The 3252-nt window shown below is 62.2% G+C and carries 3 protein-coding genes and 1 tRNA gene; 3 read left to right on the top strand and 1 reads right to left on the bottom strand.

All coding sequences use genetic code 11. The features are described from left to right. Positions 1–278: 278 nt before the first annotated feature. A complete protein-coding gene (locus HMPREF9440_RS01070; protein ID WP_148516242.1) occupies positions 279–1115 on the top strand; it encodes a hypothetical protein in 837 nt (278 codons plus the stop codon). 84 nt (positions 1116–1199) lie between these two features. On the opposite strand, the gene HMPREF9440_RS01065 is transcribed toward HMPREF9440_RS01070, so the two are convergent. Beyond that, positions 1200–2252, bottom strand: a complete 1053-nt coding sequence (locus tag HMPREF9440_RS01065) for a quinone-dependent dihydroorotate dehydrogenase (protein WP_040763169.1) — start codon at positions 2250–2252, stop codon at positions 1200–1202. A 291-nt stretch (positions 2253–2543) separates the two neighbouring features. Between HMPREF9440_RS01065 and HMPREF9440_RS01060 the strand changes: the two genes are divergently transcribed. Further along, positions 2544–2620 (top strand) — tRNA-Met (locus tag HMPREF9440_RS01060). Between the two features lie 178 nt (positions 2621–2798). Beyond that, positions 2799–3252: integrase arm-type DNA-binding domain-containing protein (locus HMPREF9440_RS01055; RefSeq protein ID WP_008540644.1), on the top strand; the 454-nt coding region annotated here is incomplete at its 3' end.

Here is a 3252-nt window from a genome sequence, read left to right as displayed (position 1 = left end):
ATCGGTTCGTTGAATTCTGATTTTTAAAGATCGTCCGTCTCATCCGACCGGCCGGAGGGGCCCGTCCGGAGAAACGAGTTACGCATTGTGCCGAAGCGAACCCCTGCTGTCAAGGGCGGCGCTCAAATTTTTGACGCCCGCACTCCGCCCGCCATCTCGCCCTTCCTTGCGTCCCGTCACCCATCATGGGAGAGACTACTCAGAGCAACTCGTCCGCACCGTATCCGCCTCCCCCTACAATGCCAAGGCGATCCGATCAATGTTGCCTTCCGACAGTCATGACGCGACCGAACACTCCTCCCACCCGAGCCGCACGCATCCTGCGATGGACGCGGCGCACGCTCGTCGGCACGGCCGTTCTGGCCCTGTCGCTGGGGATGTTCGCCTGCGCGGACGAACTCCGGCGCGGCATCAACACGCCCGAGCAGACCTTGGCGGCATGGCCCGGTGCGGCGCTCACGCTCTCCGGCACCCTCAACGACGTCCCCAAGGACGCTTCGGTGGCGATCGTCGTCCACACGACCCCTGAGACGAACCTCATCGCGGTCAACTCCGCCTCGTCTTCGCCCCGTTGGTTCGCGAGCGGCCAGCGATGGCGCGTGACGTTGACGGCGCTCCCTCAACTCCACACCGGCAGGCTCACCCTCGACATCACCGCCCGCGTGATGGATGAGCGCGGCAACCCGCGCGAACTTCAATTGCCGCCCTGGTCGGTGACGGTGCTCCCCGATGCGGAAGCCGCCCGATTGACGAGTCGCTCCTTCATCGAGCGGCAGTTCGGGGCCGACCCGTTGATTTCCGCCATCTTCCTTTTGGGACTGGGCCTCTTGGCCGGGGTGCTCACGCCCGTCGCGAGCCGTCTTCTCTCCCGCAACCTCGCGGAGCACGGCTACCTCCTCGTCTACCACGCGAAGATCGACGGCGACGACACGCTGCTCTACTGCGTCGACAAGGCGGGGCGCCTTGAAGGCGACGCCGGCTACCCGGTCTTCTCCGCCGTCGGCCAGATGCTCGGCGTCGCCGCACTTCTGAACCGCGGCCGACGCCACTGCGTCCTGCGCCTGCCTGCCGCCCAGGCCCGCGCCGGATGCTTCATCGCGATCCGACCCGCCTGATCAGGGACCTCGAAAGACCAATCCCCAGAACGACGAAACCCGGCCTCGCAGCCGGGTTTCTCGTCCAGGGAAACAGACCTACGGTCAGTTCGCCTGCGCGCGGCGCCAGGCGGCGACGGCTTCGACGCTGTCGGCCACCAGCTTCGGACCGTTGTAGATGAAGCCCGTGAAGAGCTGCACGAGCTGCGCGCCCGCTTCCATCTTCTCAACGGCGTCCTTGCCCGTCATCACGCCGCCAGACGCAATGATCGGGAGTTCGCCCTTGACGTGATCCGCAATGAGGCGGACGACTTCGGTCGAACGCTCACGAAGGGGCGCGCCCGAGAGGCCGCCCGTTTCCTGCGCGTGTTGGAGTCCTTCGACACGCTTACGCGCGATCGTCGTGTTGGTCGCGATCACGCCGTCGATGCCGTGCGCCATCAACGTGTCGACGCAGCGGAGGATCTCGTCGTTTTCAAGGTCCGGCGCGAGCTTCACGGCGATGGGGACGTGCTTGCCGTTGCGGGCTTCCTTCAACGCTTCGCGCTTCGCGGTAATGCCCTTCACGAGGTTTTCGAGTTCGCTCTCGCCCTGGAGCGCGCGGAGGTTCTTCGTGTTGGGGGACGAGATGTTGACCGCGATGTAGTCGGCGTGGTCGTAGACGGCGTCGAGGCACTTCTCATAGTCGGAGAGCGCGTTCTCAATCGGCGTCACCGCATTCTTCCCGATGTTGATCCCGAGGACGCCGCCGCGAAGGCGGAACGCATCGGCGCTGCGGAGGTTCTCCAACACCTGCACGACGCCTTCGTTGTTGAAGCCCATGCGGTTGATGACGCCTTCCGCGGGGATCAGGCGGAAGAGTCGGGGCTTGGGATTCCCCGGCTGCGCCAACGGCGTGATCGTGCCGATTTCGACGTGACCGAAGCCGAGGCCGCCGAAGGCGCTCACGCGTTCGCCGTCCTTGTCCATGCCGGCCGCAAGACCGATGGTGTTCGGGAAGCGCACGCCCATCACCGTGACGGGGTCATCGTCGGGCATGTGGGTGATGAGCTTGTGAAGACCCAGGTGAACGATCCAATCCAGGTTGGACATCGTGACGGCATGCGCCATCTCCGGGTTCATCGAGAAGAGAACGCGTCGAGCAATGTTGTAGAGCATGATGCTTGGGATCTTGTAGTCCTGCGGCGCTCGGCGTCCGGCTGTTCGGACGGGGGCCCTCGTCCGCCGCATTTTGTCAGTTGGGGATTCGGCCTCCCAACCTGCGGGAAGTAGAATCGTCTCATTATACATGCGGCCCAAATCCGCCTGAAATTTGCGACCCAAGAATTACCTCGATATAGGTATATGCAACAGTTTGTAAATTTAAAGCATCAAACTCTTGACGGACCTCGGGTTGTTCCGCATAATTCAAATCTCAACGCCGCAGACACGCGGCAGTGACGAATTTACCGCGGGGTGGAGCAGCCCGGTAGCTCGTCGGGCTCATAACCCGAAGGTCGGAGGTTCAAATCCTTCCCCCGCAACCACTAAATAATCCCGTACCGTCCAACGCGGTACGGGATTTTCTTTTGTCTCTAGGAAACCTGAGGTATTCCTGCCTCTCGGTTGTCCATTCCCGTCCAGCCCCAAACACTCACAACCGGTGATTTTATTGGGGGTACTATTGGGGGTATAGACGTTAGCCTATCTCGTACCCCCAATAAAATGCGCACCGCGAAACTACTCACTGCAATTGACCTGAGGTCCCTTCGGGAGAACAAAAAGAGAGCCGTCGGCGGCGTCCGGGGGCTGACCGTGTTGCGCCAAGGCGGGCACCTCCGTTACTACATCCGGTATACAAGCCCGACCACCGGCAAAAACCGCGAGTATGCCGTCGGCAATGACATTGACATAAAGACGGCGCGAACCCTTGGGGCCAAAGCAAGGGAACTCATCGACAACGGTCGGGACCCCATTGACGAAAGGGCCGCCCGCGAAGCCGCAGCCGAAGCTGAAAAGGCGGAGGAGTCCGCACCGACGGTGCGGGAGTGCGCCCTGCGCTGGATAGAGGAAAAATCCGAGGCGTGGGCCGAACGAAACCCCATTAGGCCCAAGCAAACCGCCCAACGCTTTGAGCGGCATATCTTCCCCGTTAGGACTAGTAAGGGAATAACGTGTA

This window comes from Sutterella parvirubra YIT 11816, from assembly GCF_000250875.1.
GTDB lineage: Bacteria > Pseudomonadota > Gammaproteobacteria > Burkholderiales > Burkholderiaceae_F > Sutterella > Sutterella parvirubra.
This window is presented reverse-complemented; position numbering and strand designations above follow the sequence as displayed.